Here is a 14,746-nt window from a genome sequence, read left to right as displayed (position 1 = left end):
CACCAATGGTTGGGGGGTGATTACGGCGCCACTGCTATCGATGTTCGTGGTGCCAACGGTCTATCTGCTGTTGCGACGCCGCCACTTAGCGCACAGTCGTCATCCCCAAGTAAGTTTGGAGAAATCCCGATCCGGATGAATTTGTATACACAAATTATCCAAAATACGCATGAGCATGCTACATTGTTCATATGTCCTATAGGCTACGACATTTCTTGCTTTACCTGCTCATCGCCTCCCTGCCAATGCAAAGCATTGCGGGGGTAGCGAAGTTCGAGTGCTGCATGTCGCATCATCCACTCATCGTGGATGACGCCGTGCATGAGGGCTTGTCGATGCATGGGACGATGAGCCGCGCTGCCCATGAAGATGAGCATGAACATGAGCATACTGGCGTGGCCGAGCAAGGTAGCAGTTCTGATGACGCAGACTGCGAAGGCACCGATGCTCAGGCACGATCGGCCTGCGGCACATGTGCAGACTGCTATATTGGCGCGTTTGGACCACCCCCTGGCGTTGCCCTGACTGTCCTTAATGAAGCGGCATGGGGCGTACAGCAAATTCCTTCCTCCTCGTTCATCGGGCATATCCCTGCCCGGATCGAACGTCCTCCACGAGCTACCAGCGCAATTGCGTCTTGATTGACGGCTGCGGCCAGTGCCGATGCCTGTGCTCGCGCGCCACCATGGCCGGAAGCTGGTAGCAGAACCAGCCGAAAGGCACGTACACATTTGCATTCGCCGTCCTGCGGCACACCGTCCCGTGGTCGGCGTCTCTGCGGACTGAACCTGTAAGGGTTTCGGTCCCATGGCTCTTACAAGAACATACCTGGAGGGTAAATGGTTCACAAGTACATCCCAACAACGACAGCGGTGCTCGCATTAATGGCCCTGCAACCCGGCGCTCACGCACAGCAGCCGGCCACTGGCGACAACACGCAAGCGGCAGACATGCAGCGGGTCCAGATCACTGGCAGTCGCATCAACCTTCGACAGGAACAGGTCTCAGGCGTCGGGCCGGTCACCGTGATCGATGCAGACACCATCCAACGCTCCGGAGCAATCTCCATCGAGACGCTTCTTCAGCGGTTGCCATCGTCCGCAGGTACGGCGGGGAACCAGACCAGTGCGTACTGGACCAGTAATGGCTACGGCACGACGCAAGTCAATCTGCGCGGTCTCGGGATCGATCGCACCTTGGTCCTGTTGAATGGGCGCAGGGTGGTTTCCGGAGGCACGGGCGCCAACAGCTCGGTCGACCTGAACATGATACCGGTTGCGATGATCGAGCGGATCGAGGTGTTGAAAGATGGCGCTTCAGCGATCTACGGGGCGGACGCGGTTGCGGGCGTCGTCAACATCATCACGAAGAAGGCGATCGACGGCGTGGAGGCCTCCGTCCGGTACGGAAAGACCGAGCGTGGTGATGGCGCCGAGAAGTCGGCAGATATCGTCTGGGGTACACGCAGCGAGCGCGGAAGCCTGATGGCTTCGTTGAACTATTCCGAGAGCGATGCGGTCAATCTGGCCTCGCGTGCACCTTGCGCATTGTTTGAAGACGATGGCGAATTGGTGTGTTCCGGTAGCTCTTCTACCATCGGCGGCCGTGCGCGTCTGGCAGATGGACGACGGATCAACTTTAACCAGGACCCGAACGGCAATCCACGTGGTTACGAAACCTACAGCGCAGCAAAACACGCCTACAACAGTAATCCCTTCCTAAACGCGGTGAATCCAATAAAGCGCGTCGGCGTCAGCGCCTTTGGCAACATGAGGTTAAGTGACAAGGTTGACCTGTTCAGTGAACTCATGTTTACCAATCGTCAGTCCGAGCAGTTAGCCACGCCGGGGGCGATCGGCGTCTATCGGCCTATCACGATTGCCGCCAACCATCCGACGAATCCGACCGGGCAGGATCTGACATTGGAGCGTCGCAGGGTTGCCGAGGTGGGGCCGCGCTACTTCTTCCAGGAGACGAACACGTTCCGCATCGTCGCCGGACTGAAGGGGGCGCTAGGGGGCAAATGGGATTGGTCGGCTTCGCTGAACTGGGGCCGCAACACCGGCGTCGATGGCATGACGAACATTATCAACCTCGACCGTGTAGATGCGACACTCAACGCCGCGACGTGCGGAACGAGTCCGACCGCTGCACCGTGCGGGAATTATCTCGGTTATGGAAACCTTAGCCCGGCGGTCCTGGAATACATACACTTCACCACTCGTGATAACGGCGGCAACGACCAGAAAAGCTTTAACGCAAGCATCAGCGGTGAACTGTTCTCGTTGCCGGCCGGTCCAGTGGGCTTCGCCTCTGGCTTCGAATACCGACGGGAGCAGGGATGGCGCGACCCGGACAGTCTGATTGTGTCGGGGGCAGCGAACACGAATGCCCAGGATCCGATCGCAGGGCAGTACAGCGCGCGGGAGGTATTCGCAGAGCTGTCCATGCCTCTGGTGGCAAAGCTGCCCATGATGCAATCGCTGACTGCGAACGCCGCCGCCCGGTATTCCGACTACAGCCTGTTCGGATCGCAGGCCACTTACAAGCTGGGACTCGACTGGCAGGTGATCCCGGCACTGAAGATGCGCGCGAACAGGTCGACGGCCTTCCGCGTCCCGAATGTTCCCGAACTGTTTGGGGGCGTTTCTGAGGGTAACCTGACCACGACCGATCCGTGCAACAACTGGAACGCGCTCGATCCGAATTCGAACGTCTACAAGAACTGCAAGGTCTCCGGCGTGCCAGCCGGCTTCAAGCAGTTTGGCCCCTCGATCCTGACGACCGGCGGCGGCAACCCCAATTTGAAGCCGGAAGAGGCGGACACTTTTACGGTTGGCGCTGTGTGGACGCCATCGAAATCGCTGACGCTGACCCTCGACTACTTCAACATCCGGATCGATAACGCGATCGAGACGGTTCCGGGTTCGACCAAGCTGGCGGTTTGCTACAACTCGACGGGGTTGAGCCACATCTTCTGCGGTCCTTCGAGCTTCACGCGCGATCCGCGCACCGGAGAAATCAACTTCCTTTCGTCGCAACCGGAAAACGCCGCAACACAGCGGGTGAGTGGGCTGGACTTTGGCGCTTTGGTCGACTTCAATGTGTTCGGGTGGGCCTCGTCATTCGTTGCGGACGTCTCGCGCCTCAACCGGTTCGACGTGCAGCCATTCCCGGGAGGGGAGACGATCGAATACGCGGGCAAGATCACGGGCGGCCGGGGTAGCTACGCCAAGTGGAGGTCGACTGCTTCGCTGACGACGTCCAACGGGCCATGGTCGGGTTCCTGGACGGTCCAGTACATCGGTTCCGCGGACGACATCAACGCCGCACCGGCTGACATCGGCTCGCGTGCACCGGGCATCGCGTATCACAATGCGAGCGTGAAGTATGCGTTCAACAAGGCGATGACTGTCTCCTTCGGCGTCGATAACTTGTTCGACAAAGGCGCGCCCTACATCCAGAGCTGGACAGACGGCAACACCGATACAATGACCTATGACTTGCTCGGTCGCCGTTGGCATGTTCGCCTAGGCTACAAGTTCTAAGTCCGATGGTGCCGAACTGGTCTTTCCACCAGTCTTTCCGCGCGAGCGACCGGTCCGGCACCGGGTAATTCACATCATTAACGACAACTATGCAATTAGCTTTCTGGGTGCGGCGCGCCCACAAATGGATCGGGCTCGTCATCGGCGTGCAGGCGCTGCTCTGGATGATCAGCGGCCTCTATATGGTCGTGGTGCCGCTGGAGGTCATCCATGGCGACCATCTGGCCCATGTCCCGACCGAACGACTGAATCCTACCAACACTCGCATCACGCAGGCGCACCTGCATGAGCGTTATCCAGCCATCACTGCCATCCGGATAAAGAGCCTGCTTGGAAAAGAGGTCTATGAAATCAAGCAGGGGACGCAGGCTACACTGGTGGATGCGACGACCGGGGCAAAGATCAGCCCACTCGATCGCCAGGACATCGTCGCTCTTGCCGACGCAGCCTATGCGGGTGAAGGCAGTATCCGTGGCGTTGAATGGATAACGAAGGCGCCGCGGGAGGTTGGTTCGCGGCCGGTGCCTTTATGGGCCGTTCACTATGACGAGCCGGGCCGGACGACATTGTATTTCTCGCCATATACCGGCGACCTGGTTGCAAGGCGCCACGAACTCTGGAGGTGGTTCGACTTCCTCTGGATGTTCCATATCATGGACTACGAGGAGCGCGAGAACGTGAACAACATGCTGCTGCGCGTGGCCGCGATATCCGGTCTGGTATTCGCCCTCAGTGGAGCCTGGCTGCTCATCTATAGTTTCAATCGTCGGAGGCAAGCATGAGTCCCTGGATGCGACGTCTCCATAAATGGGTGGGCTTGATTCTGGCGATCCAGTTCGTCCTGTGGATGTCGAGCGGTGTCGTCATGAGCCTGCTCGACGCAAACAAGGTGAATGGTCGCGAATTCCGTGTCAAGCCGCCGCTACCGCCCGAATGGCCGCGTGGCGTGCTGACTGCGGACGCCGTTCTGGCCGCCAGTTCGGATAACGTTATGGCGATCGCGTCGGGATGGCTGCTCGGGCGGCCGGTATACCGGTTGCAGAACGACAAGCGCAGCTGGCTGGTGAATGCGATGGACGGAGGGCCCGTTGCGATCAACGCTGGCGTTGCCGCGCAGATCGCTCACGCTTCGTATTCCGGGCCCGGTAACGCCGGCACGCCGCGCCTGCTGAGCTTCACGCTCGAAACACGCGCTCACAAGGAAGCTGTCTGGCGCGTGGACTTCGACGATGCGGACGAAACCTCTGTGTACGTATCCAGCGTGTCGGGCGCGGTGCTCGAACACAGGAACAGCACATGGCGTCTGTTCGACCTGTTCTGGATGCTCCACATCATGGACTACAGCGAGCGGACCAACTTCAACAATCCCTTGCTCGTGTCCAGTGCGATCGGCGGGTTATGGATGGCACTGACCGGTGTCTGGCTGTTGCTCGCCAGCGTCCGCCTCGCGGAGTTCGTCCCGCGCCGCTGGCGCGGCGGCGGTATCGTGAACCTGGTCGACAAGCAGGGGGCGAAGCAGCGTTCTATCGATGCGGCGCAGGGCGACACCGTCTTTCTTGCGCTGGCCCGCTCCGGCCTCCAGCTTCCGTCGAACTGCGGTGGTGGCCAGAGCTGTGGGCTTTGTGAAGTCCGCTGTGTTGGCAAGGCTCCGGAACCGACCAGTGCCGACAGGGCCCTGCTGTCCTCCCAGAAGCTCGACGCCGGCTTCAGGCTGGCCTGCGGTCTTTCCGTGAAACGAAACCTCGATATCGATGTCGGAGACACCTTGACGTTATCGTCGGAGCGGGCAGGTGTGGTGACCGGCGTGAAGCCCGTTACGCCATTCCTGCGCGAGATAACGATACGTCCCGACGCTCCGTTCGAGTGTCGTTCAGGAGCCTATGTCCAGGTGCATGTGCCGGCCTACGTGCGTGAGGCGAGCCACGTCGATGTTCCGCCTGACCATCGTGCGGATTGGAATGCTGCAGGGCCGCTGACCGAACTTTCGAGCAGCGCGGCTTTACGGCGCTCGTACTCGATCGCGGTTCCGGTGGAGCGGGTGGACGGGCAGCTGACCTTTCTTGTCCGTTTCATGCCAGGGGCACGGCCGGGCAGGGGATCGGGATACATGTATACGCTAAAGGTCGGCGATGCGGTGCGGTTCAGCGGTCCGTTTGGCGACTTCGCATTGAAGCCCGGTGGAAGGGAGAAAGTGTTTATCGGTGGTGGCGCCGGAATGGCGCCGCTGCGTGCGATGATTCATGAGCTTCTTGCGAACAACGCGAGCGAGCCGCTGCATTTCTGGTATGGCGCCCGTACCCTGCGTGACGCTCCCTACGTGGACGAGATGCGCGGGTTCGCGGCGTTACATCCCAACTTCCACTGGCACCTCGTGCTGTCAGAGGAGGGCGGCCCGGTTGGAGTGCCAAGGTTTGTGCATGAGGCGGTACTGGATGGCCTCCTGCGTAAGCACCCCGACATCTCTTCCCTCGAGTTTTATGTCTGTGGCCCGCCGGCGATGCTGGAAGCAACCCGCGCAATGCTGCGCAGTCTTGCTGTGGACGACACGAACATCGCCTACGACGACTTCAAGATTTGATAACCTCAAGAGGCATAGGAAGCAACGCCTCTTGAGGTTATCGCTGGCAGACCGTGCAAATCTGGAACGCCATGTTGGGTCAAACGACAGCCCGGCCGCGGGCAATCTTCCGCAACACGTGCAGATCGCTGCCAAACATGCAGAGGGCTTCACAGTGCTGGTCGAGCAGGCCGAAGGGAATGTACATCACCGGCACATCGCCGGCTTCCTGCTTGAAAGATGGCCGGCTGATCTGGGCAAGCACCTCTTGTTCGCGGCTGTCGGGCGCAACGATATAGTAGTGGCACGCCTGCTGTGGCAGTGACTGCGCCAGATCCTTCATCCTCAGGATGCCCGAGTAGATCGATGTACTCTTTTCGATTTCGAAGGCGCAAACGATGTGTTTGCCATCCTCACTCAGCCACAACACGTCGATCAGACCGATCGTATTCATGACGTCGTCTGGGGCGCCGATGTCTGGCAGCTTGTCGGTGGTCGCCAGGGTGAATGCCTCGCCCGCAAAGGAACGGTGGCGGTCGTTGCGAGCGACATGGACGCGATACTTCAGGGCGCGACCGAGGCGGATCAGAAGATGCTGTATTCGGGTATGTTCGGTGGCGCCAGCCTGGTCGGCGAGGACCTGTTTGTGCCGGCGCTTGTTGGCCTTGGCGGCTTTTTCCTGCAGTGCGGCCAAGGTAGCGTCGGCGTTGCCGGTCGTGGTGATTCGTCCGGAACCTATCTCGAACAGGAGCCCGGCAAATGCACCCAGGTCCTTCGACAGCAAGGAACGGTGCTGATTATTGGCCTGGACGATCGATTCCCGCATGGCCAGGTAGCTGTGCCAGCAGCCCAGCTTGAGCTTTGTGCCAAACAGCGCGTTGAACCCGTTGATGATCGCCGTGTTGAAGGGCGGAACCAGAGTAGGGTGGAGAAAGTAGAGGATCGTGGCCGCCGCGGGGCCGAGCCCCTTGATGCCCGCTTCGGCGAGCCGGCTCATCTCGGCAAGCAGCTGTTCCTCTCGCGTCGCGTTCAGGCAGGCCGACAGGAAGCTGCCGAACTTGCGCTGGTTCGCTTCGCTCTCATAGATGTCGGGAATGCGCAGCTTGGGCTTCCAGTAGAACGGATGGGCTGCGCCTTCGAACATCTGCTTCTGCTCGGTGATTGCGTACAGCACGTCTTCAAGAGGCGAGCCCCGGAAATCGTTCCCGAAAGTGCCATCGGAGATCGCCTTGACCGTGTGGCCCACGCCGCGCCGGATCGACCGGAAGGCCTTCATGCGCTCGTCGCTGCCGATAAACCAGGTGTTGTAGACTGACTCGGCGTCCTGCTTGTACTGGGAAATAAGATCGGACAGGCTGCCGGTGACAACTGCCGCTGAAAAAGAGTTCATACGCTGCACATATCTTTATGGAAAGATAAGTGTAGCCGCCTCTTCAGCTGTCGGCAATCGCCATCTGGCTGGTCATGAATTGCTTACCCCACATCGCCACAGACAAGGCTTGACCTTCCAATAGTGGGAAGGGCTAGAGTACCGTCAGAGCAATCAAACAGGAGGTACGCGATGTACACGCTCAAGGTAGAAAAAATGTCCTGCGGCGGTTGTGCCGCCCGGGTTACCCGTGCCGTCCAGACAGTGGATTCGCAGGCAAAAGTTGAGGTGCTGTTGAAAGACCGTCTGGTCAAGGTGGAGAGTGCGGAAGCACCGGATGCGATCGCTCACGCGATCACGTCTGCTGGGTATCCGGCGACACAGGCAACGCAAGTCTAAACCAGGGCGTGTGCCGGAGAAGGGCCGGCACACGCCGACGGTGCGTTTGTCCAGGCAGGACGGTTCCGGATCGATCGCGAACTTCGGGCGTACGATAATGAACGTAAACTGCCATTCACGAGTCCAGGAAAGGTTCCGATATGAACGACCTGTCGCATCACGATCACGACGGACACGAACGTCATCACGACCATGGAACCGGCCACGGCCATCATCAAGAGGGCGGGGGCGGCGACAAGCCCTTCACCGATCCGGTCTGTGGAATGAAGGTTGGCGCCGACTCCACCAAGGAAATCCGGTACGCAGGGGAGATCTACCACTTCTGCAGCACAAAGTGCATGGACAAGTTCCGGGTGGCACCCGAGCAGTACGTCGACAGCGGCAAACCCGAACCAGCACCAGCTGCACCGGAAGGGGCGATCTACACCTGCCCGATGCACCCTGAAATCCGGCAGCCGCAGCCCGGCAACTGCCCGATCTGCGGGATGACGCTCGAGCCCATGCTGCCGTCGCTGGAAGAAGAGGAAAACCCGGAACTGGTCGATTTCAAACGCCGTTTCTGGTGGACCCTACCTTTGACGGTCATCGTCACCGTTCTGGCAATGGCAGGGCATCGGATTTTCGCAGGCGGCTTGCCAAGGCAGAGCTGGATCGAGCTCGTGCTGAGCACTCCGGTCGTATTGTGGGCCGGGTGGCCTTTCTTCACACGCGGCGTGCAATCGATCAGGAATCGTAGCCCGAACATGTGGACGCTGATCGGACTCGGCGTCGCCGCAGCCTACGGCTACAGCGTGGTTGCGACCGTTACGCCCAGCCTCTTTCCGCAAACCTTTCTCATGCACGGGCGCATCGGGGTGTACTACGAAGCGGCCGCCGTCATCATTTCGCTGACCCTACTGGGCCAGATCCTGGAACTGCGTGCCCGCTCACAGACATCCGCTGCCATCAAATCGCTGTTGGGCCTGGCGCCGAAGGCGGCGCGTCGGATCAATGCCGATGGCACGGAAGAAGACATCCAGCTGACCCATGTGCACGTCGGCGATGCGCTGCGTGTGCGCCCCGGTGAAAAGGTGCCGGTCGACGGCGTCGTCCTGGAAGGAGAGAGCGCGGTCGACGAATCGATGCTGACCGGCGAGCCGGTTCCCGTGACCAAGCGTCCGGGCGACAAGGTCATTGGCGCCACCATCAATTCCAGCGGCAGCCTGATCGTCCGGTCGGAAAAGGTTGGCGCGCAGACCATGCTGTCGCAGATCGTCCAGATGGTCGCGCAGGCACAGCGATCGCGTGCGCCGATGCAGCGCCTGGCTGACGTGGTTGCCGGTTACTTCGTGACGATCGTGGTGGCTATCGCATTGCTGACGCTGCTCGGCTGGGGCTTCCTTGGCCCGGAGCCGAGCTGGGTGTACGGATTCGTCAATGCCGTGTCCGTACTGATCATTGCCTGTCCGTGCGCGCTGGGGCTGGCCACGCCGATGTCCATCATGGCAGCCACCGGCCGTGGCGCCACGCAGGGGATCCTGTTCCGCGATGCAGCGGCCATCGAGGGTATGCGCAAGATCGATACCCTGATCGTCGACAAGACAGGTACCCTCACCGAAGGCAAGCCCGCCTTCCATTCGGCTGCCGCGGCGGCGGCGGGTGGGAGCGAACAGGAAGTATTGCGAGTTGCCGCCAGTATCGACCAGGGCAGCGAGCACCCGCTGGCCCACGCGATCGTCGCCGAGGCGCGCAGCCGCGGTCTGCCCCTGGCCAAGCCCGAGACCTTCGAGTCGTCCAGCGGTATCGGTGTGCGCGGCATCGTCGATGGCAAGCATATTGCCCTTGGCAACACCGCACTCATGGATATGGAAAAGGTCGACTGGAAGCCGCTTGCAAGACAGGCGGAAAGCTTGCGTCTCGAAGGCGCAAGTGTCATGTACCTGGCAGCCGACCGCCAGCTCCTGGGCCTTGTCGCGGTATCCGACCCGGTCAAGCAGACCACCCCGGAAGCGTTAGCTACATTGAAGGAGGCCGGCATCACGGTCGTGATGGCGACCGGCGACGGTCTCACCACCGCGAAATCGGTCGGTGCAAAGCTCGGCATCGCGGAGGTCTATGGCGAGGTCAAGCCGCAGGACAAGCTGGCATTGGTCGAACGCCTGCAGGCGCAAGGCAAGACGGTGGCGATGGCCGGTGACGGTATCAATGACTCCCCGGCGCTGGCCAAAGCCAATGTCGGCATCGCGATGGGGACCGGCACCGATGTCGCTATCAACTCGGCACACGTTACCCTGGTCAAGGGCGACCTGCGCGGCATTGCGCGGGCGCGCCTGCTGTCGCTGGAAACGGTGCGCAATATGCGGCAGAACCTCGGCTTTGCCTTTGTCTACAACGCACTCGGAATCCCGCTGGCCGCGGGACTACTTTATCCGTTCTCGGGTCGGCTCCTGTCACCGATGATTGCGGCGCTGGCGATGAGTCTGAGCTCCGTATCTGTCATCACCAACGCGCTTCGGCTACGGGGCACAGGGAAGTAGCCTTCAAGCGGAATCCTCATTGACCACTCATGACACCGTCCGGCCGACCGCATGATTGCCGTGCTCGCCAGTGTCAGGAACGATTGCGGCCTCGGTCCTGTGCTTGAGGCAAGCAGAAAATTGGCACTTCGCTCGCTCCCTGTTGCGAAAGGCTTCACCTGAACGCTTGAAGAATGGCGAGATTGATTCGATTGCTTACTTGTAGTGCTTGTAGACTACTGTACTCCCGTCATTGCGGACCAGCAGCACATCGTACGGCATGTGCGTCAGCCCCTCCATCCCCGGGGAGCCGGGCGGCATGGCAGGCACAGCCAAACCTTTCGCCTTGGGCTTCTCAGTGAGGAGGCGCTTGATCTCGGCGGCAGGTACGTGTCCCTCGAGCGCATAGCCGCCGACGACCGCGGTGTGGCATGAACCGAGCCGGTCGGGAATACCCATTTTCTCGCGCGTGTCGGACGGGTTGGCGACATTGTGCGCATTGACCTTGAATCCCTTGGCTTGCAGATGCTTGACCCACTCTTCACAGCAGCCGCAGGTGGCTGTCTTGTAGACCTCGACGGCTTGGGTTGCGGCGCTGGCGAGCATTGGAAAAATCAGGAAAGCACCGAAAACCAGTTTTTTAGTTGCCTTATTAAACATTTTCGATTCCAAAAGGTTGAGGAGTAATTCACTACAGCTTTCACTCGCAGACTTCTATGCATCAAATTAAAGTCTTCTCCAAATAAGTAGACGACCTCTGAAGAAAAGTGCACGGTTTCTTCAACTGGCATAGAAACTTGTGATGTCATCAATAGGGTGTGTTCTTCAATAGATCGTCCATACTCTTGTAGAATCCCTTGACCCGATCCACTTCAAACTCGTACAGCAGCGCATTCTCTGCGAATTTCTGCCTTGCGATATCCATATCAACCGTATTACCGTCAATGTTGCCTTGCGATTGCACCTCATATTTGAGTTCAACGCCGGAGTCCACGTTAGCCCCGTTCTTGATAGCACCGTTAATATCGATGTCTACGGCCTTGTACCCTGGCGTGTCCGCGTTCGCAATGTTCGATGCAAGCAACTCCTGACGATATGCCCTTAAACCCAATGCACGCTCATGGAAACGGGGTTTTGCCTGACCAGAAAAAAGGTCGAACAATCCCCCTGCTGGCCCGGCAACACGCGAGGCCGGCGTGACTTGACTAGTCGACACATGAGCATTCTCGGCTGGCGGTAGGTTATTAAGTACGTTTTCAAATGCTGCCCGGCTATTTGACGTACTCGCGCTCGACTTTGATGGCTGGAGTTTAGAGCCTTCGGTTACGGTTAGCGAAGGGCGTCTCACATTTTCCATGTTTGTTTCCTTTCATTGCCTATTTCTAGATGAAGGAACCGGCACTTAACGCTGTGTACCGACTCAACGGTATTTCCGACGGCGATCATTGTGAACATACTTATACAACCTCGCCATTTTACTTTCTTTAAAATAGCCGAGCAGTTCACAATAACGCAACCGCCCGGCATTAAACACTTCAGCAGAGCACGTCGGTCACATTTCCGCACCAGGTGGCGACGTCGAAGCCAGTATCGCGGCAAGCATCACGACAACTAGCAAGACCAAAGCTTCGACCCACAATATGCGCCTGAAACGCTCTGGCAGGACTGCAGGGGCAGCATTACCAGAACGTTCCAAGGTCAGCCATGGCGGCATCACCAAAAACCGGTTGTATCCACCCAGTGCAGCAGCGACGCCTACAAGTAGCAGCTTCGCTATCAAGGTGTTCCCATATGGATTGCCGAAAACGTTTTCGAGGCTTCCCAGACTACGCCACACGGCGTAGGCACCAGTGATAAAAATCCCAGTCAGTGCGATGGTTGCGGAACTGGACAGTGATTCGACATACGCTGCCCTGGCGCGCCGGTCCAGGGCATTCATGTTGACAGACGTTTTTAGTGTGACGACACCCGCCAGAATCACCTCACCCACCCACAGGCTGATCAGGCCCAGGTGGACCCAGTCAGCCACCAGGCGTACGCTGAAATCGCCGTCGCTTGCCGCGTGGCTGACCATACTACGCGTGTACCAGAACACGGCGAGCGAAATCAAGGTCAGTATTGGGGGGGCCGCACTTCGGTCCATGTCCAGGAAGACAGCGAAGGTGGCCACGATCAATCCGGCCATCCCGATCATCCACGCGAATCCAAGATGCGTTGAGGTCAGCATCGAGAAGACTGCGCCGCCAGCTTCAATGAACGGAACCTCGGCCATCGCGGCGGACTCAAGCCACAGGACCACGAGATTCGCGGCCAGCGCGGCCATGGCTCCTGCGCGCGCGATCCGGAGCGCAGGCCCTCGGCGTCTCTCGGACCAATCCGAAAGCTCGCGGCCGAGCCACAGGCGACCCATGCTTGCACCTGTAAGAACAGCCACTGCCAAGTTCAGAAGGGCCGTGACAAGGTGCTGGGCCGATTGCAGTTCCACGCCCATTACTTGACCTTGAACGAGAACGCACCTTTCGCCTTGTGCCCGTCGTGGGTCATTGTCGACCACTCCACGTGATATTCCCCTGCTTGCAGAGGAGGCAGCTGGGCAGTTATGACGGTGGAGTCTGCCTTGTCGACGGCGGTACCAGTCACGGGAACTTCGTTATTCGTCGGACCGGTGAGCTTGATCTTGCTGAAGGCCGGCTCAAGCGCTTCATTGAATTTGAGGCGAACCTGTTTCGGTGCAGTGTCGAGCGTGCTGCCGGCTTGGGGGTCGGACGACTGCAGCTTGGCGTGCGCGAAGGCGGACGAGGTGACGGCACTTGCGAGGGCAAAGGTGGCTACGGCCAGAACGCGTTTGATGGACATGTTTTTACTCCTGATTTGCTTGATTGGTAAAGGTGCGGATCGACCGCAATTTAGTTGGCCGCTTGCAGCTTGGTCACGGTAAATGCGCCGTTGACGCGCTCGACACGCAGACGGATCTTGTCTCCGGCTTTCACCTGGTCGAGCATCGCCGGATCCTGCACCTTGAAGGACATGGTCATCCCAGCCATGTTGAGGTTGACCAGCGGGCCGTGCTGAACGGTCAGTTTACCGGCCTCCTTGTCGACCTTCTTGACCTCGCCCTCGGCCAGGGCATTGGCATCATCCTGCGAAGTCGCAGGCATTGCGTCGTGCTGGTGGCTGTGGTCGTGGGTCTGTGCGAATGCATTGACGGCTGCCAGCGAAAGACCAGCGGAAACGATGACGGTGCGGAACAAAGTGGAAAAACGAGTCATTTGGGGCTCCAGAAAAATCAAGGATTGTTGGATGCTTTGGACGCGCGACGCAGCTCGTCGGCCTGTCGCGGTCCATTTCATTTATAGGTACGTTTAGCAGCACGCGCGGAACTGGTAGCGGCCAAGGCATGGCCGGACATGTTCGCGCCAGGCACGAACGATGCGTTCAGCGGTGTGGAAGGTCAGGCGCGGGGAGGTCGCTCTGGCAGCGCAAGATCGACCGACTGCAGGAGATGCTGGTTGAACGGCACGGTGATTAAGGGAGCTGCGGATACAGGCAGCACGGCAATAAACGACGGCGCCATGGCGACGCAGGAGCCGCATGTCGCGCAGGCAGCACATTTGCCGGCGTGATGATGAGCCGAGCGGGCATGGTCGGAATGCGCGTCCGGTGCAGCGTGACCGTTATGTGCGTCGACATTGGCCGAGCCCCCATTGTCGGTCATCCCATCGTGGTCATGATCGTGCAGCGCCGCAGCTGGCAGCGGCGCGCATGCGGACATCGTTGAGGAAGCGAAACCATGGAGCGGCACCGCTAGCAACGTGATCCAGACGATCAGGACTTTCAGAATGGCTTTCACACTCTGATTTTAGCATGCGCAACGGTTTCCGTGAGCATACCCGACAAGCCTCTTTAAGACTTAAATAAGTCTCGGCGTTGTTGTGACCTAAGCATTAAGGGGTCGAAGCGTATTGAATAGCTGTATCGTGTGCACATGCCTTATTTGTATATGTTAGATTCGTCAACATGCGCCCTCTAGCCCGACTCATCATGCTGTGGATACTGATCGTATCGCTGCCCCTACAAGGCAGCGCTGCTTCGGTCAAATTGCCATGCACGATGGCGCATAGCTCCATCACAAGTCAGAACGCCGATGTGATGGACGATTGCGATGAGCCCGCAATGATGATGGCGAGGGCATCCCAGCATGCCAGCAACGCTGTTGCCCATCAGGATATGCCCTGCGATCAGGGCTCGCATCAGAAACACCCGTCGTGCCGGGCCTGCAGTGCCTGCTGCGTAGGAGCGTCAGCGCCGCCGCCGTTCGAGGTGCCCGCTCCTGCAATGGAGCACTTCGAGTACGCTTATATTTCCCTCCCCCCTTCCA

13 protein-coding genes are annotated in these 14,746 nt (G+C 59.2%); 6 read left to right on the top strand and 7 right to left on the bottom strand.

The window, feature by feature from the left end; genetic code table 11:
• The first annotated feature begins 215 nt into the window (after positions 1–215).
• The 4 genes from AM586_RS28005 to AM586_RS04745 all read left to right on the top strand — a co-directional run bounded on the left by AM586_RS28005 (position 216) and on the right by AM586_RS04745 (position 6,126).
• The gene (locus AM586_RS28005) at positions 216–641 is read left to right on the top strand and encodes a hypothetical protein (RefSeq protein WP_156328278.1); all 426 of its coding nucleotides are present in this window, start codon (positions 216–218) and stop codon (positions 639–641) included.
• A gap of 198 nt (positions 642–839) precedes the next feature.
• A complete protein-coding gene (locus tag AM586_RS04755; RefSeq protein ID WP_052234477.1) occupies positions 840–3,548 on the top strand; it encodes a TonB-dependent receptor in 2,709 nt (902 codons plus the stop codon).
• A gap of 89 nt (positions 3,549–3,637) precedes the next feature.
• Positions 3,638–4,330, top strand: coding sequence for a PepSY domain-containing protein (locus tag AM586_RS04750; RefSeq protein ID WP_047826653.1), 693 nt, complete (start codon positions 3,638–3,640; stop codon positions 4,328–4,330).
• Positions 4,327–6,126: a 2Fe-2S iron-sulfur cluster-binding protein gene (locus tag AM586_RS04745; RefSeq protein ID WP_082439646.1), complete on the top strand. Its 1,800-nt coding sequence runs from the start codon at positions 4,327–4,329 to the stop codon at positions 6,124–6,126. The genes AM586_RS04750 and AM586_RS04745 overlap by 4 nt, the downstream gene beginning before the upstream one ends.
• A 79-nt stretch (positions 6,127–6,205) precedes the next feature.
• Here AM586_RS04745 and AM586_RS04740 read toward each other — a convergent pair whose 3' ends face one another.
• The gene (locus tag AM586_RS04740; RefSeq protein WP_047826655.1) at positions 6,206–7,495 is read right to left on the bottom strand and encodes a hypothetical protein; all 1,290 of its coding nucleotides are present in this window, start codon (positions 7,493–7,495) and stop codon (positions 6,206–6,208) included.
• A 171-nt stretch (positions 7,496–7,666) separates the two neighbouring features.
• On the opposite strand from AM586_RS04740, the gene AM586_RS04735 reads away from it, so the two are divergent.
• Positions 7,667–7,873, top strand: coding sequence for a heavy-metal-associated domain-containing protein (locus AM586_RS04735; protein ID WP_047826656.1), 207 nt, complete (start codon positions 7,667–7,669; stop codon positions 7,871–7,873).
• 140 nt (positions 7,874–8,013) lie between these two features.
• Positions 8,014–10,389, top strand: coding sequence for a heavy metal translocating P-type ATPase (locus tag AM586_RS04730; protein WP_082439645.1), 2,376 nt, complete (start codon positions 8,014–8,016; stop codon positions 10,387–10,389).
• Positions 10,390–10,584: 195 nt separating this feature from the next.
• Here the strand turns inward: AM586_RS04730 and AM586_RS04725 are convergent, their stop codons facing one another.
• The 6 genes from AM586_RS04725 to AM586_RS04700 all read right to left on the bottom strand — a co-directional run bounded on the left by AM586_RS04725 (position 10,585) and on the right by AM586_RS04700 (position 14,218).
• On the bottom strand, positions 10,585–11,028 hold the full coding sequence (locus AM586_RS04725; protein WP_047826657.1) for a DUF411 domain-containing protein: 444 nt from the start codon (positions 11,026–11,028) through the stop codon (positions 10,585–10,587).
• A gap of 148 nt (positions 11,029–11,176) precedes the next feature.
• On the bottom strand, positions 11,177–11,725 hold the full coding sequence (locus AM586_RS29205) for a flagellar basal body rod protein FlgB (RefSeq protein ID WP_082439644.1): 549 nt from the start codon (positions 11,723–11,725) through the stop codon (positions 11,177–11,179).
• 195 nt (positions 11,726–11,920) lie between these two features.
• Entirely contained in the window at positions 11,921–12,691 is a 771-nt protein-coding gene (locus tag AM586_RS04715) for a copper resistance D family protein (RefSeq protein WP_162600520.1), read from the bottom strand.
• Between the two features lie 167 nt (positions 12,692–12,858).
• Complete coding sequence (copC, locus tag AM586_RS04710) at positions 12,859–13,224, bottom strand: copper homeostasis periplasmic binding protein CopC (RefSeq protein WP_047826660.1); 366 nt, start codon at positions 13,222–13,224, stop codon at positions 12,859–12,861.
• A gap of 50 nt (positions 13,225–13,274) precedes the next feature.
• Positions 13,275–13,637, bottom strand: coding sequence for a copper-binding protein (locus tag AM586_RS04705; protein WP_179966257.1), 363 nt, complete (start codon positions 13,635–13,637; stop codon positions 13,275–13,277).
• 182 nt (positions 13,638–13,819) lie between these two features.
• The gene (locus tag AM586_RS04700) at positions 13,820–14,218 is read right to left on the bottom strand and encodes a DUF2946 family protein (protein ID WP_109370425.1); all 399 of its coding nucleotides are present in this window, start codon (positions 14,216–14,218) and stop codon (positions 13,820–13,822) included.
• Between the last annotated feature and the right edge of the window lie 528 nt (positions 14,219–14,746).

Origin of the sequence: Massilia sp. WG5 (assembly GCF_001412595.2) — a bacterium.
In the GTDB taxonomy this organism is placed as follows: Bacteria; Pseudomonadota; Gammaproteobacteria; order Burkholderiales; family Burkholderiaceae_D; genus Telluria.
Note: the sequence above shows the minus strand (reverse complement) of the source record. Positions and strands in the feature narration are given on the sequence as shown.